Genomic DNA, 15,017 nt, shown 5'->3' on the forward strand with positions numbered 1-15,017 from the left:
CATTCCTCTTTTGATTTGTATGCAAATAAATATATACTCTCTCAATCGATCAATACATAGGGAAAATAAAGTTATTTCACAATTTCACTTTATTTTTAAAGTTTTAAGCAAACATAAAAAAATTGTACAGCGAACAAACTATGTAAAATACATCTTATTTTTTCAGAAAGGATACAAGAAAATGATTGATGAAACAGATAAAAAAATACTCGATGAGCTGTCTAAAAATAGTCGCCTTACAATGAAAAAATTAGGGGAAAAAGTACATCTCACTGCACCAGCAACCGCATCAAGAGTAGTAAAGTTATTAGACAATGGCATAATAAAAGGATGTAGTATTGAAGTGAATCAAGTGAAATTAGGCTTCTCTATACATGCTTTTCTTAATATTTATATCGAAAAAATCCATCATCAACCTTATTTAGCTTTTATAGAAACACAAGATCACTATGTAATAAACAATTATAAAGTTAGTGGAGACGGTTGCTATTTGCTTGAATGTAAATTTCCCTCAAACGAGGTATTAGATCAATTTTTAAATGACTTAAACAAACATGCAAATTATAAAGTGTCGATTGTTATTGGAAAATAGTTAACTTTATAAAACGGAGATGTGTGGTCATATAATATGATATATATAAGCTCTAAAAAAGCCCTAGTTTGGATATGAGAAAATTACCAATCTAGGGCTTTTTTATACATAATTTCACATTTATACATTATGATAACAAGGATTGTAAAACATATGCCGAATAGCTTTTTCAATACAGATTTACATGAAAACCTACAAGAACAAGGGGTTAAAGAATTAATTGTTTGCGGTATGATGTCCCATATGTGTATTGATGCAACAGTTCGTTCTGTAGTTGAACATGGTTATGTATGCCAAGTGGTAGAAGATGCTTGTGCAACAACATTGCAAATTGAAGATAAAATCGTTCCTGCTGAGCATGTCCATTACGCATTTATGGCCGCATTAAATGGTGTCTATGCAACAGTGAAAACCACAGAGGCATTTTTAAAATAAAAGAATTTCCTTTGCGAACATAACGTCTTTCCTTCCACAAGAAAGATGATTCAACAACTTAAAAAAGGATGTTAGAAAAACCCTTTATTCATTATACTTTATTTTGTTTTTCGATATCATTATTCCCATCTGATAAAAGATCAAGATGTCCTGTTTTTGATCCATAGTAAGACCATGTACAGGAATTGTTTTTGCCATAAATATAGATATTGATGAAGGTATACATAAAGCACCTAATTGCTCGATTTACTTTAATGTTAGATCCCTCAATAACTTCATTCTCTTCTAATTTCTCTCCTCTAGCTGAAGCTGCTGACCATGTTAAATGTAGCTCTCCCAGATCTTTCATTGTAATTCGGCTATTATTACATAATTTCTCTATAATTTTTTATCGGTTTGATCTATTTGAATGTTAATTCCTTTCTAAAATAAAGTCAAAGAGTTAAAACACTTTATTTTATCTATGTATTTGAACACTGCTGATATTATACACTTAACTCTGTCGAACTAAAGACAAATAAAAAGAAAGTGAGTTGTAAATATGAATATTACACAAATTCGAAATGCAACAATTGTTGTAAAATATGCAAATAAAAAATTTTTAATAGATCCTATGTTAGCGGAGAAAGGTACGTACGCTACTTTCCCTGAAACGATCAGACAAGATCTATTTAATCCTTTGGTGAGTTTGCCAACATCAATTGATAACATTCTGGATGGCGTAGATGCAGTAATTGTTACTCATCTACACCTAGATCACTTTGATGATGTGGCAAAAAACGTATTGCCAAAAAACATCAAAATGTTTGTTCAAAATGAAGCAGATGCAAAAGAAGTAAAATCAAGTGGTTTCAAAAATGTAGAAGTACTACAACAAGACACTGTTTTTGAAGGGATCCAATTAGTAAAAACAAAAGGTGAACATGGTAGAGGAGAAGAGTTATTAAACTTAATGGGTGAAGTTTGTGGATTAGTATTCAAGCACCCAAGTGAAAAAGTTTTATATGTAGCTGGTGATACAGTTTGGTATGATGCTATCGAAGATGAGATTCATACACATCAACCAGAAATCATTGTGGTTAATGGTGGAGACAATCAAATATTAGAATTAGGTTCACTCATCATGGGAAAAGAAGACATCTATGAAGTTCACAAGGCTGCTCCTAATGCTAAGATTATATCTGTTCATATGGAAGCTGTTAACCATTGGACACTATCTAGAGAAGAATTAAAAAACTTTAGTAAAGAAAAAGGATTCTCAAGTAATATTTTAGTACCAGAAGATGGCGAGTCTTACACATTTTAATATGAACACCGACAAACAATATTGTCTTGTTCATATTTAAAAATAAGAAATAGAAGAAGCTCATAATTATAAAAACTAATCATGAGCTTCTTCTAATGACGAATATAAATAAATTTTAAATATATCGAAAATCCTAAATATATCAAAAATCCTAAATATATGGAATAACAAAAATGGAATTTCCAATGATGACAAAAAAACTTGAACAGCAACAGAGATATGTCGTTAGGAGGTAGAAATCATGATAATGACAAAAAAAGATACAAATATATCAACACAGCAGCCTGTTTGGTTACAAGGTTATATTGATTCACCAGAAAAACAAAACCAACTTTATAAAAAAACATTAAAAATCTTGATTTTTTCACAAATTTTTGGGGGAGCAGGACTTGGTGCTGGGATAACAGTTGGGGCGCTTCTTGCACAAGATATGATAGGATCGGAAAATGTAGCAGGAATTCCAACTGCCCTCTTTACTTTTGGATCTGCCGTAGCTGCCTTACTTATAGGAGCATCCTCACAGCATTTTGGTCGAAGAGCCGGACTTGCAGGTGGTTTCCTTATAGGTGGATTAGGTGCTATAGGTGTTATAATTGCGGCTTTAATCAACAGCGTTGCCCTATTATTTGTTTCCCTTCTTATTTATGGAGCAGGTATGGCTTCTAATCTTCAAGTTCGGTATGCTGGGACAGACCTTGCAAATGAGAAACAACGGGCAACTGCTGCAAGTATGGCCTTAGTTTCTACTACTTTAGGAGCTGTAGTAGGTCCTAACTTAGTTAATACAATGGGGGAATTTGCAAATTCAATTGGTGTTCCCAATTTAGCTGGTCCGTTTATCATGTCAGGAGCAGCCTTTATAATTGCTGGATTTATTCTCTTAATTTTTCTTCGTCCAGATCCGCTGTTTGTATCAACAGCTATTGCGAATGCTGAGAAAAAAGACGATAAAGTACAGATAGGGGGAAGTCTAAAAAATCCTGCTATAAACAAAAAAGGAATAATGGTAGGAGCTGTAATTATGATTTTAGCTCAACTAATTATGACAGCTATTATGACAATGACACCAGTTCACATGGGACATCACGGTCATGGTTTGAGCGAAGTGGGATTAGTTATAGGGCTCCATATTGCAGCGATGTATCTTCCTTCACCATTGACTGGTTTATTAGTAGATAAGTTTGGTCGCACTACTATGGCTATTGCTTCAGGTGCTACACTTCTTGCCGCTGGATTGGTGGCAGCTATTGCACCGGCAGACTCATTATCATTACTAATCCTAGCACTAGTATTACTAGGGGTAGGTTGGAACTTTGGTTTACTAACGGGAACTGCCCTCATTATAGATTCAACACATCCATCTCTACGTGCAAAAACACAAGGAACATTCGATGTCTTAGTAGCACTATCAGGAGCAGCGGGTGGAGCCTTGTCAGGAATGGTTGTTGCACATTCTAGCTATACAATACTATCAATTTCTGGAGCCGTTTTATCATTGTTACTTGTTCCTGTAGTTATTTGGTATTTTAGAGGAAATCAGATAAAAGCATAAGCTTATATAACTTTCCTATATATTTGAAGAACCTAAGTAGACATTACTTTAAGGTGGCAACGGAACCTCCTTTTTTTATTTATTATAGTAAGGAGTTGACATGGCATTAGTGGCATGTGTATAACTACACAATTATTTAGTTGTTCGTTTACAGTCTAAAAATAGTGCCCATTTTGTGCCCAAAAACGATGAAAATGAGTGTAATGAATGAATAATACTTGAAATAACAGGCTTTTTTTGTAACTGATGATAAGCATCCGCTTTATTGAGGGATTCGAACTAATAAAGAAGATACCAAACCATATTGGTATCTTTTTTGTTTTTGCTTTAGAGTTATTAAATTCCCTCTTAGGAGTACCGTGACGTGTCATCAGTGGCACGTGCAATACCATAAAAATATTCAGTGGTTTAATAACCTAAAAACAGTGCCCATTTTATTGAGGTACTTGAAGAATAAGGATACTAAATGAACAGGCAGGTATCTTTATCGTTTTAGCTCACCATTTTTTAACCATATTTCATACAAACGTATAGAAATGATGTAAATTGAAGTTAGAAAGTGTAATGAAAATAAGCTTTCATAACCAGTGATATGGTTTTACAATGTTGAGAACCTAGTGGGTGAATAACCCGTGGAGGTTCAAGTCCTCTCGGCCGCATCCCAATAATACCAAGGGTTTAATCACCTTTGGTATTTTTTTGCGGAAAATACGGCAACAAATGTACCGCATTGTGGAGTCTGCAAGTGTATTGGGCACTAAAAAGTGCTGACCTCTGCACAAAACCGTTGCGCGAGTCTGCACTTTTATTCTGCAAGATACACTGCCCCTTATCATCGATTAAGGGGGGGTTATTTAATCCGTTCTTAGCCCCGCTGATATTTGGCTTTTAGAAGCTTTTTTTATGTGGCTAAAACCAACAAATTTTTTGCCTTCTTCATCCCATAGGCGGAACTTTAACGACTTAAGACTTGCTGCCAGTGTGATGGTCGGAACGTTTTGCAATGGTTCAGTGTTGTTATGCACTTTTTCAAGCTTATAGTTTGGGACTCTCGGGCTTAAATGATGAACATGATGGAAACCGATATTGCCTGTTAGCCATTGCATGACTTTTGGAAGCTTATAAAAAGAGCTTCCTTCAACTGCTGCTTTTACATATTCCCAATGCTCATTTTCTTCAAAATAAGAATCCTCAAACGTATGCTGAATATAAAACATCCAAATTCCGAGGGATCCCGATATCATAAAAGTTGGCACCTGAACCAGCAGGAAGTTTTGCCAGCCAATAGCCCAACATAAAAGTGCTGCCAAAGCGACGATCCCCAGGTTCGTTACATACGTATTCATCCGTTCTTTGCGTTTTGCGCCTTTACGATTAAAACGATTGGTAATCCCGAAGACGTAAATCGGCCCAATAATAAACATAACAAACGGATTTCTGTACAAACGGTACATTATTTTTGTCTTAGTTGAGGCTTCCTTATATTCCTCAACGGTCAGTACCCAAATATCGCCTGTACCGCGTTTGTCCAGGTTGCTGCTTGTTGCATGATGGACAGAGTGGTCGTGTGCCCAATGATCAAAAGGATGCAGAGTCAGAATTCCTGTTATTGTTCCAAGGATTCGATTCGCCTTTCTGTTCTTAAAAAAGGAATAGTGGCAGCAATCATGAAAGATGATGAAGGTTCTCACTAAAAAGCCTGCCGCAGCGACAGAAATTGCTAATGTAAGAAAATAAGAAATCGACAAGCTCTTATATGCCAAACACCATAATAGGAAAAATGGTGCCAATGTGTTAATGATTTGACAAATACTTTTTTGTGAATCGGACTTTTCATAAGGTGTAACCAATTTTCTCAAAGTCCTTAGGTTTTGTTCCTTCATTTTTTGAAGTTTCCCCTTCCCTGATGATCTTAATCTAAGTATAGAAAACGTTTTATTGCCTTTGAAGTCGCAGCTGTCATACTCCATATATGATAAGTATCTTCCCTATCCGTATGTAAAATTATCGGAAATATGAAACTGGTTTCCAGCTCAATTAAATCTTTATTAGCAGAGCCAGCCGGGATACAAAAGGCTTATGAAGATTATACCCAGCTCTTTATCGGGCCAAACTCTCTCCCTGCTCCCCTATGGGAATCGGTTTATTTAGACCGTGAAATTGATTGATTGAGGAACAAACATTGTTTCTTAATTAAAAAGGCTTTGGAAAGTGGTAATGAAGAAAAGGAAGATGATTTGTGGTCAAGTATTATTTTTTTATGAGCATCTTGGCAAATGGGGGTATACCATGAGTGACCGTTTGGAAACATCCGCAGAAACAAAGCTTTACCAGTGAACAGCCCTGCTTTTAAAAGAATATCTTGCACTTGAACATGAAACAGCTGAGCTTTTTAAAGAAATCTTTAACAATCAATAATGAAGTAAGCAAAGAAAAAGGTTTGAAGACACTCGTGATTCATTTTCACGGGGTTTTCAACCATAGTTATTAACAGGCCTCTTAGACCCTGTTATAAATTCAGTGCAGGATTATTAACATTTTCTAGTTTGCTTAGCGCTTCTGTACTGGTACCCACACGTTTAACAAATAACTTCATGGCTGAAACAATAATATTAATTTGCAATTATTTCCGTTTCATGCTATGATAAAGAAGAATTATTTTTGTTCGGTGTAAAGCATAGTATGAATATCGACTTTCGTCTTGATGATACTTTGGGCAAGGATAGTAATACAATGTGTGGTAACGCACTAGGAGGCAACAAAAATGGAACAAGGTACAGTTAAATGGTTTAATGCAGAAAAAGGTTTTGGCTTTATCGAACGTGAAAATGGAGACGATGTATTCGTACACTTCTCTGCAATCCAAAGTGACGGATTCAAATCTTTAGACGAAGGTCAAAAAGTAACGTTTGACGTTGAGCAAGGTGCTCGTGGAGCTCAAGCTGCTAACGTTCAAAAAGCTGCTTAATCTTAAATCGTTTATACAAACAGGCTCTTTATATAGGGCCTGTTTTTTTTATGTTCTCTGTATAATACTTAATAAAAAACCCTACTCAACGTTCGAGTAGGGAGATGGTACAAGGTAATAGAAAAAGATTTAAAGCTTCAAAGGTTTGTTTACAGTATAACATACTGGATTTACAATATGCGGAATATATATTATTTATTTTTCTTTTCCTGTTCTAAATGCTTGGTAGCCGTAGTTCGGGACCAATACTATTTAGCGAGGAAGCAAAAAACATTTACGAAAAATAGCCAACGTACATGTGGCGTGTGCCATCCGCCAAAAGCGTCATGCTAAACGAAGTACCGATTTCTATTAAATAAAGTTGGCGTTATTTTTATTTTATAGAAGTGATCCGTAATAATATTCTAAAAATTTGATCATTTTTTCGTTGACCATATATTATATGTTACCATCTCGCCGTTTCTCTTTTATGAAAAGAAGATAAACAATTACTATTCACTGTCGCAGTGGATATAAGAAATTCTTAAAGATAGAGGGGAGATTGATTGATTTTTTATCTAGAAATAATCACTTAGATATACCTAAAACAATGAAAGCCCTGCCTCTCTTCCATCCTTACAGCTCCTTGTCCGTGCCAGTGTGAATCAGGATTACAAAAATCAAGTGACTATTTCATCGAGTTTTTTGATAAAACTTGAAATGTTCGTAGAAGAAATTTAAATAATAAAAATGGATTAGATTGCAGGAATAACAAAAGAGGTTAATGTTCTGAAAGTAAGTTGAAGAAGTTGAACATCTTTGAAATGATTTACTTTTTAATCACAATATTAACTAAAAATTCGGAATATTTTCGGAATACAATACGTTCTCTGCTTAACAGAAACTTTTTATTTGATTTTCAGTGATTCCTTTAATTACTTCCAGTTCACTAATCAAAAACTCATATGCATTATCCAACATTTTTTTTTCGCTTGTATTAAGTGCTTTTTCTTTCTTCATACGCATTAAATCACGTACAACTTCAGCGCCTTCTTGTATTTCACCCGTTTTTATTTTGTTCGTGTTTACTTTATACCTTTGTTTCCACGGCAGTAACCTATCTGATTCTCCATGCTGAAAAATGTGTATAATGTGTTTTAATGCAAGTATATCAGTAACTGGTCGTATACTTGAACTCAATATTTTACGCGTTGGAATCATAACTTGCATATTACTGATTGACATTTTTATGACATAATACTGTTGTTTTTCCTCTGAGAATTCTTTTTCTTCTATAGCTTCAATTATACCTGCTCCGTGCATTGGATAAATAATGTTATCGCCAATTTGAAACATATAATCCACCTCCATATAATGTAACCTTCTTAAGATTACCATATATACATTTTTTAATCAAATATTCAATAATAACATGATCATATTTTTTGTGTCAATAACTTTTTAAAAAAATCAGATCCAGCAAAAACGACATCAAAACAATAGGGAACATGTCGGATTCACAATAAAGGAAAGGTCAATTGGTCCGTGTATATCCTGAAACCTCGACTAATTAACATAGATCAGTTTTTCATTAATATCTTTAGTATATCGTTTTTAAATAGATGTTTAGCTATGAGACTTCTTCGGCTTTGTCAATTCGAAACTATGTTGCACCATATCACCAAGAGTTTCTTTCGAGAAGGCACCATCTAAAATAATTGTATTCCAGTGGTCTTTATTCATATGATAACCGGGTTTCACTTCCTTATAGATGCTACGTAGAAAATTGGCGCGCTCAGGTTCGCATTTAAGATTGATGCATAGATGACCATCTAGATTAAAAATAAGCGCAAACAACTTTTTATTACCTTTGTGACGCATCACAGTCCACCCTTCACCAAAAGGATAGTCTTTATAGGTGTACAGGCAGTATTCAATTATTTCATTCATAGTCATAATAAGCCACCACCATTATAATTTATGATATAGACAAATGAGCCAATGATTTATAGATCATTATATCAAAATAAAATCTATTTTAATCGTTTTGACTGGTTAGGTGATAAAAGAATATAAAAAAGCATCACAACAATTAATCTTAGCGTTAGAAATTTTTGAAAAATCAAAATTCAGCTTCCTAACAAAAACTTTATTTACTTTAACCTATGTTGAAGCAAAACCACAAAATTATGATGTTGCTTTGACATACTTTAGGAAAGGGAATTTTATTGCCGATAAAGTAATGATAAGGGATACTCAGCGAAATTTTAGAGGGGTTATTTTTTTCTGATGGTGAGACTCAACTTATACGCATTTAATGTGGTTATTTACTAATATGTAAATTTATGTCTTAATAGTAAGTGATGATAAATATTACTTGATAGCTGTGATTTGACTGCATATTCTTTCAATGAATAATATAAAATGGTTATGAAGCTGAAAAAAGGCAGGATACCCGTTTTTAGGTACATTTATAAAGAAAGGAGTCATAACGATGTTAAAAAGGTTTTTTCTGGTTTTACTTACACTGATTATGTCTATAGTTGCTATACTGGTGGCTGCTAAAGATTCCCCTGGAGATAATGTCATTTCATTTGATGAGCCTATGATCTTAATGATATCCATTGGGATAGTTGTATTTTTATTCATCCCTCCATTAGCCATGTCCTTTTTTGGTAACATGGTTGTAAGAATAATATCTGGAGTATATCAATGTTTTATCGTTTTAACTTTTCTGGGGATGATTCCAATTGGATTTCTTATTCCCAATGGCTTTTTGACAATTCTTGTTTCTGTTTTAGGAACTTTAGTCAGCATAATTAGTGTTGTAGTAACCTTATTAATTGATAGGAATAAAGAAGTTAAATCATAATAAAATAGTTACTTTTATTGAACTACTCCTTTCAACTAGAAAAATAATTACTAAAGCAGAAACTGTTATTACCAGCAGCTATTTGCCTGCTTAAGCAATCTTTGCACTAGGTACGAGAAAACGCGAGGAAACGTTTCCTCCTCATCATACTGTGACGCATATGGACGGATGTGCTCCTATGCAAACGACTTTGCCATATGTTGAATGTGTTTCTGTTCCTCTGTTAATGAAAAATCAATCAAATGTTACATCTCCTTATTCATTGCAAAGTTCAGCAGTATTTTCCCATTCAAACCCGGCTGCTCATAATGTTTCAATGCATCATGAAAATCTTCAAAATCATATATCTTTTCTGGAGCATTCATTACCATTCTTCCGCTCTCAAAAAGCTTAATGACCTCCGAAAAACGGTTGCGATATTCAGAAACGGAATGTCTCTCATTCCAAAGTCTTAAGGCGAATAATTGTGGTGATACACGGTATAAATCATGAAACTTTCTCCAATCATTTGGTATACCTGACAACAGACCAAAACTGATAAATGTTCCTTGAGGTTTTAACGCCCTAGCTAACAGTTCGCCGCTTTCCCCTCCAACAGAGTCAATTGCATGGTCAACAGATCTTCCGCAACAATCTGAAATCTGTTCAGATATAGAACCTTTGGAAGCATCGATAACTCTCCATGCCCCAAGTTTTTGAAGTTTGCTTACTTTGCGGCTGTTTCGTGTAATGACAATTAAACGGAATCCCAGTATAGAAGAAATCTGAGCAAACAGCCCTGCGATAGATGTGCCTCCGCCATTCATTAAAACCATTTCGTTTGGCTGAACACGTAATGATTCCGTACAAATGAACCAAGCTGTTAATGGATTAATATACAGCTGACTAGCATCTTCATCACTTATTGATGGAGGCACCTCTATTGCATAATAAGATTTTGTGGTTACATATTGTTGCCATGTTCCTTCTCCTCGTACAGAAAGGACCCTTTTTCCAATTATCGATCCTGAGACATCTTTACCAAGATCTACGACAATTCCTACACCATCATAACCTGCAACTGAAGGCAGCTTAATTCTATGAGAATAGGCCCCTCTAATTGGAATCAAATCAGATGGATTAATTGGACTGGCAATCATTTTGACAAGAATTTCATTTGGCTGAAGAGGAAATTTCTCTCCCGTATAAAGCTGTAATCTTTGCAGTGGGTCACCAAATTCCCTATATATCAACGAAACATTATCCATGATTTTCTATTCACCTCCTTAATAAGGTTTATAGAGTTAATACCTCTATAGATAAGGTTGCACTTTTTTTGAAATTGTGTCAATATTATCTTTTATTTTAAAGTTATTTCAGGAAATCACTAAACTGATTAAAAAATCGAAACTGCTATAAAGGAATTTTTATAACGTGATTCACTTAGGGGAAACAGAAACTTAAAGGGCAATCGAACTGGAATAAAACAGAAAAAAAGAAAGTTTACGTACGTAAAGCTAATTAATTTTATGAAAGAATGCTTGTTACTGACCACTAACTTACAGTAAGAAGAAGCTAAAGACGGGGAATAATATTGGAAGAGTAGACACGATGTCTACTAAGGCTGTCGAAAAAATCTCGGGCAGCTTTTCATACAATACACGGGTTATTTCACTGAAGGAAACCCCTTATATGTTATATCTTGGGACTGCGAAAATAAAAAACGAGGATTTTTTTGACCTGCGTCTTCAAAAACCCCCACTTTCTCTTTAAACTGAGCATTCTATATTGAATGCTTTTTATCTTGACCATCATTTGGTAATGTACTGGAATTTGTTAATATGCGGTCTAATATTTTTTCAGTAAATGGCATAAAGGAATTAAGTATCAGCCCCCCTAAACAAACGGTTAATAAAGTCCCGACGCCAATTGGTCCATTTAAAATGATTGCAACTATCAAGAATACGAGGTAAATGAATGTTCTCGAAAAAAAGAGATTTGTTCTAGTTAAGTCTTTTATGATTAATGTTAATCGGTCAACTGGAATTGGTGCAAAATTTGTGTGTAAATATATTGCAGTTCCTAATCCTATAACAACTAAGCCGATTCCAAAACAAATAACTTTGCTGTACCATAGGTCAGGTGTTAACAAATTGTGCAATAAAAAAAGCCACATATCAATCCCAATACCCGTTATAAATGCTGTTAACAGCCCCAAAACTTCCGGTCTTTGTCTATTTAAAAACGAATTACAACATATCAATATGAAGGCTATTATGATTTCCCAACTTCCCACTGTAAGCCCCACATTTTTAGACAGTCCTACCACAACTGCATCAAAGGGTGAAGTTCCAAGGCCTGATTGGATAGTGAAAGAAATACCAAGGGTTAAAATTAAAATTCCTAATACATAAAAAGTATATTTCACTTTGCTCGACCTCTTTTTCAATATTTTTTATTGCAAATACAACAAAATTAGGATATATTCAATATATGTTATTATTATTGTATTTGCAACAAAAATATGTACTAAGGAGGTCATTATGAAGGAAATTCTTCGCGAAGTCGGAATGATTGCCAGAGCATTGGATTCTATAAGCAATATAGAATTTAAAGAATATAACCTCACAAAAGGGCAGTATTTGTACCTTGTCCGAATATGTGAAAATCCAGGAATCATTCAAGAAAAGTTAGCTGAGATGATTAAAGTAGACCGAACAACCGCAGCTCGTGCAATTAAAAAGCTTGAAATGAATGGTTTTATTGAAAAGATGGATGATGAACATAACAAAAAGATAAAAAAACTCTTTCCAACAGAAAAAGGGGAAAATGTCTTTCCTGTTATAAAAAGAGAAAATGATCATTCGAATAGTGTCGCATTAGCGGGGTTTTCTGAAGGAGAAGCAGAAACCATTTTGCACCTTCTTCAAAGAATTAGAAAAAATATAGAAGTTGACTGGGAATATGTAAAAAAGGGGAACAAGAGAGATTATTAATTTATAAAAGGAGAATATATGAGCATGAGTGTAAGACTAAAAAAGTGCAGCCATAAAGATTTAAAAATACTCCAAGAAATAAGTATTGAAACATTCAATGATACATTCAAAGATCAGAATTCACCTGAAAATATGAAAGCTTATTTGGAAAGTGCATTTCATTCTAATCAGTTGGAAAAAGAATTATCCAATATCTCTTCGCAATTCTTTTTTATTTATTTTAATCATGAAGTCGCTGGATATTTAAAGGTCAATACCAATGAGGCTCAGTCTGAAAAAATGGGTGATGAATCACTTGAAATCGAGAGGATTTATATAAAGAACAAATTTCAAAAACATGGTCTTGGCAAACATCTGTTCAATAAAGCTGTGGAAATTGCGCTGGATTGTAATTTAAAGAAAATCTGGCTAGGCGTATGGGAAAAAAATAAAAATGCGATTGCTTTTTATGAGAAAATGGGGTTTATCCAAACTGGAGCCCACTCTTTTTATATGGGTGATGAAGAACAAATAGACTTTATCATGACCAAAACACTCGTATAACTTTTTATGAAAGGCGGGTTAATATGTATATTCCAAATGATGCAAATGATTGTAATGAATAACTTCAAATTCTTGAAATAACAGGCTTTTGTAATTGATGATAAGCTTCCACTTTATTTAGGACCTAGTGGGTGAATAACTCAAGTCCTCTCGGCCGCATCCCAATAACCAAGGGTTTAACCACCTTTGTTATTATTTTTATGCACTTCAAGTATAGTGCTTCTATTAATATTTCGTCAGGTTAAAAACAAGTGACAATAGTAATGGTAGTAATCGTCAGCTGGTTTGCCGAAAAGTTGCAAACAAAAGAACAAAACAGCGGGAAATGAATGCTTCCCGCTGTTTTGTACGTTACTTAGCTGATATTTTCTTTAATCGTTTTGGAAAATGTGATTAATTTATTCTCGCTAACAAATGTTGAGCCTAAAAGGAGTGCGCCACCTAGCATTTGAACAATGGTCATTTGTTCTTGCAGGATAATGGCAGAAATTAATATAGCTACAAATGGATCGACATAGCTTAGCATAGCAATACTCTGTCCTTTTAATTTTTGCATACCCGAGAAAAATAACCAAAATCCGATACCGGTGTTTACAATCCCTAAAATGATGATAAAAGGAACGGAGGCTCTAGATACTCCAAAGATACCGAATCCTTCTGTGAAAAACACATATGGCAAGAGCAGTAATGCTGTTAATCCAAGTTGGATGATTGTAATCTCCAACCTGCCCATGTGGTGTATAAATTTATTTAGTAACATCAATGCAGCGTAAAATGCAGCCGCAACTAACCCAAAAAAGATCCCAAGCAGATCATCTGTTCCAGATGCACTTATGCCATTTCCAACAATCAATAACATGCCTATGATCGCTACACCAATACAAACCATTTTTTTGACAGATAATTGTTCCTTAAGGACAAATGGTGAGAGAATCATGACAAACACAGGTGCAAAGTAATACCCTAGTGTTGCATTAGTAAGTGTTGTATGATCGTACGATTGATAAAGAAAGATCCAATTTCCTCCTAGTGCAATACCAGAAAGAAATAAGATGTAAGCATTAGCTTTGACTAATTTCCATGGAATGGTTTTCTTCATTATAATAAACACGAATATTAAAAATAGACATCCAATTGAACTACTTAGTAAAGCTGTTTCACTCGAAGATAAATCAATGTATCTTACAACTAAACCCATTGTGCCGAAAATGATCATTGATAATATAAACTGAATCTTAGATTTCATTGTCTACTCCTTCGAATCTGCGAAACAGCTTATATTTCGCAGATTCTTAATCTGTTTTAAATATAAGCTTATTCACTGCTGATTCAACAGCTGGAGTAAACGGCGGTGGCGGTGATGTTGAAAATGGCTTCCAAGTGTATAGATTTGTAATTGAGAGTAGCATGTTAATCCCCCTATTTATATTAATATTTTTAAAAGCTGAATTTTACGAAAAAGATAGTTCTAGATAGATTATACATGAAATCTTTTCTTGAAGAATATGAATGTTTCAATTAATTATAACTTCCTGGAGATTCATAAAATAACAGATTTATGGAGCATTAATGAAAGATGAAATTTATATGTATACGTTATTCATTTTCAGTTTACTTAATACTTCCAAAAGCTCGGAGACAAGTATAAAGAAATGACTGGAATGCCAGGAAACGGCGAAAATGATCGTCTGGGGTTATCAAAAAAAACAAGACAATGAAGAAGTAAAGAAAAAGAAACAAAGTTAGAGGAGCAGACCATGTGTTTACTCCTCTTTTTTTCTAATGAAAGTTTGGC

Annotated in this window: 15 protein-coding genes and 3 pseudogenes; 11 read left to right on the forward strand and 7 right to left on the reverse strand. The window is 34.3% G+C overall.

Features of this window, described 5'->3' with window-relative positions; translation table 11 throughout:
• The first annotated feature begins 181 nt into the window (after positions 1-181).
• Positions 182-592: a transcriptional regulator LrpA gene (gene lrpA / locus AAHT65_RS09705; protein ID WP_151291217.1), complete on the forward strand. Its 411-nt coding sequence runs from the start codon at positions 182-184 to the stop codon at positions 590-592.
• Between the two features lie 135 nt (positions 593-727).
• A pseudogene (locus tag AAHT65_RS09710) lies at positions 728-1,027 on the forward strand (isochorismatase family protein); the annotation flags it as partial.
• 91 nt (positions 1,028-1,118) lie between these two features.
• Here AAHT65_RS09710 and AAHT65_RS09715 read toward each other — a convergent pair.
• Positions 1,119-1,376: a hypothetical protein gene (locus AAHT65_RS09715; protein ID WP_155729123.1), complete on the reverse strand. Its 258-nt coding sequence runs from the start codon at positions 1,374-1,376 to the stop codon at positions 1,119-1,121.
• Between the two features lie 192 nt (positions 1,377-1,568).
• On the opposite strand from AAHT65_RS09715, the gene AAHT65_RS09720 reads away from it, so the two are divergent.
• Complete coding sequence (locus tag AAHT65_RS09720; protein WP_151291215.1) at positions 1,569-2,333, forward strand: MBL fold metallo-hydrolase; 765 nt, start codon at positions 1,569-1,571, stop codon at positions 2,331-2,333.
• A 241-nt stretch (positions 2,334-2,574) separates the two neighbouring features.
• Complete coding sequence (locus AAHT65_RS09725; RefSeq protein ID WP_343311417.1) at positions 2,575-3,885, forward strand: MFS transporter; 1,311 nt, start codon at positions 2,575-2,577, stop codon at positions 3,883-3,885.
• Between the two features lie 854 nt (positions 3,886-4,739).
• Here AAHT65_RS09725 and AAHT65_RS09730 read toward each other — a convergent pair.
• Complete coding sequence (locus AAHT65_RS09730) at positions 4,740-5,768, reverse strand: fatty acid desaturase (RefSeq protein ID WP_212064203.1); 1,029 nt, start codon at positions 5,766-5,768, stop codon at positions 4,740-4,742.
• A 132-nt stretch (positions 5,769-5,900) separates the two neighbouring features.
• Between AAHT65_RS09730 and AAHT65_RS09735 the strand changes: the two genes are divergently transcribed.
• Together AAHT65_RS09735 and cspC are read left to right on the forward strand one after the other, a co-directional pair.
• Positions 5,901-6,053 carry a molecular chaperone TorD family protein gene (locus AAHT65_RS09735; protein ID WP_088116570.1) on the forward strand — a complete coding sequence of 51 codons (153 nt, stop codon included), beginning with the start codon at positions 5,901-5,903 and terminating at the stop codon, positions 6,051-6,053.
• 596 nt (positions 6,054-6,649) lie between these two features.
• Entirely contained in the window at positions 6,650-6,853 is a 204-nt protein-coding gene (cspC, locus tag AAHT65_RS09740) for a cold shock protein CspC (RefSeq protein ID WP_003328189.1), read from the forward strand.
• 873 nt (positions 6,854-7,726) lie between these two features.
• On the opposite strand, the gene AAHT65_RS09745 is transcribed toward cspC, so the two are convergent.
• Complete coding sequence (locus AAHT65_RS09745; RefSeq protein ID WP_063638803.1) at positions 7,727-8,188, reverse strand: CarD family transcriptional regulator; 462 nt, start codon at positions 8,186-8,188, stop codon at positions 7,727-7,729.
• Between the two features lie 270 nt (positions 8,189-8,458).
• Positions 8,459-8,788 (reverse strand): MmcQ/YjbR family DNA-binding protein, encoded by a 330-nt coding sequence (locus tag AAHT65_RS09750; protein WP_343311418.1) that lies wholly within the window; start codon positions 8,786-8,788, stop codon positions 8,459-8,461.
• A 106-nt stretch (positions 8,789-8,894) separates the two neighbouring features.
• Between AAHT65_RS09750 and AAHT65_RS09755 the strand changes: the two are divergent.
• Positions 8,895-9,144, forward strand: a pseudogene (locus AAHT65_RS09755) (tetratricopeptide repeat protein); the annotation flags it as partial.
• 182 nt (positions 9,145-9,326) lie between these two features.
• Positions 9,327-9,704 carry a hypothetical protein gene (locus AAHT65_RS09760; RefSeq protein ID WP_343311419.1) on the forward strand — a complete coding sequence of 126 codons (378 nt, stop codon included), beginning with the start codon at positions 9,327-9,329 and terminating at the stop codon, positions 9,702-9,704.
• A 245-nt stretch (positions 9,705-9,949) separates the two neighbouring features.
• Here the strand turns inward: AAHT65_RS09760 and AAHT65_RS09765 are convergent, their stop codons facing one another.
• Entirely contained in the window at positions 9,950-10,951 is a 1,002-nt protein-coding gene (locus tag AAHT65_RS09765) for a zinc-dependent alcohol dehydrogenase family protein (protein ID WP_343311420.1), read from the reverse strand.
• 515 nt (positions 10,952-11,466) lie between these two features.
• Entirely contained in the window at positions 11,467-12,111 is a 645-nt protein-coding gene (locus AAHT65_RS09770) for a YitT family protein (RefSeq protein ID WP_343311421.1), read from the reverse strand.
• 115 nt (positions 12,112-12,226) lie between these two features.
• Between AAHT65_RS09770 and AAHT65_RS09775 the strand changes: the two genes are divergently transcribed.
• On the forward strand, positions 12,227-12,679 hold the full coding sequence (locus tag AAHT65_RS09775; RefSeq protein WP_106034501.1) for a MarR family winged helix-turn-helix transcriptional regulator: 453 nt from the start codon (positions 12,227-12,229) through the stop codon (positions 12,677-12,679).
• A 24-nt stretch (positions 12,680-12,703) separates the two neighbouring features.
• Positions 12,704-13,222, forward strand: a complete 519-nt coding sequence (locus AAHT65_RS09780; RefSeq protein ID WP_343311422.1) for a GNAT family N-acetyltransferase — start codon at positions 12,704-12,706, stop codon at positions 13,220-13,222.
• Between the two features lie 355 nt (positions 13,223-13,577).
• Here the strand turns inward: AAHT65_RS09780 and AAHT65_RS09785 are convergent, their stop codons facing one another.
• Entirely contained in the window at positions 13,578-14,468 is an 891-nt protein-coding gene (locus AAHT65_RS09785) for a DMT family transporter (protein WP_343311423.1), read from the reverse strand.
• A gap of 373 nt (positions 14,469-14,841) precedes the next feature.
• On the opposite strand from AAHT65_RS09785, the pseudogene AAHT65_RS09790 reads away from it, so the two are divergent.
• Positions 14,842-14,973: pseudogene (locus AAHT65_RS09790) on the forward strand (lipoprotein); the annotation flags it as partial.
• Positions 14,974-15,017: the final 44 nt, after the last annotated feature.

Source organism: Bacillus atrophaeus, from assembly GCF_039519175.1.
Lineage (GTDB): Bacteria > Bacillota > Bacilli > Bacillales > Bacillaceae > Bacillus > Bacillus atrophaeus.

Coding starts and splice junctions, on each gene's coding strand:
- lrpA (WP_151291217.1), top strand. CDS start 182: ATGATTGATGAAACAGATAAAAAAATACTCGATGAGCTGTCTAAAAAT.
- AAHT65_RS09715 (WP_155729123.1), bottom strand. CDS start 1,376: ATGAAAGATCTGGGAGAGCTACATTTAACATGGTCAGCAGCTTCAGCT.
- AAHT65_RS09720 (WP_151291215.1), top strand. CDS start 1,569: ATGAATATTACACAAATTCGAAATGCAACAATTGTTGTAAAATATGCA.
- AAHT65_RS09725 (WP_343311417.1), top strand. CDS start 2,575: ATGATAATGACAAAAAAAGATACAAATATATCAACACAGCAGCCTGTT.
- AAHT65_RS09730 (WP_212064203.1), bottom strand. CDS start 5,768: ATGAAGGAACAAAACCTAAGGACTTTGAGAAAATTGGTTACACCTTAT.
- AAHT65_RS09735 (WP_088116570.1), top strand. CDS start 5,901: ATGAAACTGGTTTCCAGCTCAATTAAATCTTTATTAGCAGAGCCAGCC.
- cspC (WP_003328189.1), top strand. CDS start 6,650: ATGGAACAAGGTACAGTTAAATGGTTTAATGCAGAAAAAGGTTTTGGC.
- AAHT65_RS09745 (WP_063638803.1), bottom strand. CDS start 8,188: ATGTTTCAAATTGGCGATAACATTATTTATCCAATGCACGGAGCAGGT.
- AAHT65_RS09750 (WP_343311418.1), bottom strand. CDS start 8,788: ATGACTATGAATGAAATAATTGAATACTGCCTGTACACCTATAAAGAC.
- AAHT65_RS09760 (WP_343311419.1), top strand. CDS start 9,327: ATGTTAAAAAGGTTTTTTCTGGTTTTACTTACACTGATTATGTCTATA.
- AAHT65_RS09765 (WP_343311420.1), bottom strand. CDS start 10,951: ATGGATAATGTTTCGTTGATATATAGGGAATTTGGTGACCCACTGCAA.
- AAHT65_RS09775 (WP_106034501.1), top strand. CDS start 12,227: ATGAAGGAAATTCTTCGCGAAGTCGGAATGATTGCCAGAGCATTGGAT.
- AAHT65_RS09780 (WP_343311422.1), top strand. CDS start 12,704: ATGAGTGTAAGACTAAAAAAGTGCAGCCATAAAGATTTAAAAATACTC.
- AAHT65_RS09785 (WP_343311423.1), bottom strand. CDS start 14,468: ATGAAATCTAAGATTCAGTTTATATTATCAATGATCATTTTCGGCACA.